Consider the following 402-nt stretch of genomic DNA (forward strand, 5'->3'; position numbering starts at 1 on the left):
TGCGCTGGCCGACGACCTGGTGCAGATCACCGTCGAGAAGGCGCTGCGAAACCTGGACGCCTTCGTGCCGGGGACGCGGATGGACAGCTGGCTGTTCCGCATCCTGCGCAACAGCTTCATCGACCACGTACGCGCCCGGCGCGACACCGACAGCCTGGATGATGACGACGCCATGCCTCTTGTGGGCCAGGACGGCCGCGAGGTGACCGAGACCCGCCTGCATCTGGCCGATGTGCGTCGCGCCATGAACCGCCTGCCCGAGGATCAGCGCGTCGTGCTGATGCTGGTCTGCGTCGAGGGCATGCGCTATCGCGAGGCCGCGCTGGCGCTGGACGTGCCTTTGGGCACGGTGATGAGCCGCCTCGGCCGCGCCCGCGCGGCCCTGGCGCAGGCGCTGCAGGA

Annotated in this window: 1 protein-coding gene; it reads left to right on the plus strand. The window is 69.9% G+C overall.

The genetic code is table 11. The features are described 5' to 3' along the window. A partial coding sequence (locus TW83_RS17895) for a sigma-70 family RNA polymerase sigma factor (RefSeq protein WP_045984145.1) occupies positions 1-402 on the plus strand: 402 nt, incomplete at both ends.

Source organism: Paracoccus sp. S4493 (assembly GCF_000967735.1).
GTDB lineage: Bacteria > Pseudomonadota > Alphaproteobacteria > Rhodobacterales > Rhodobacteraceae > Paracoccus > Paracoccus marcusii.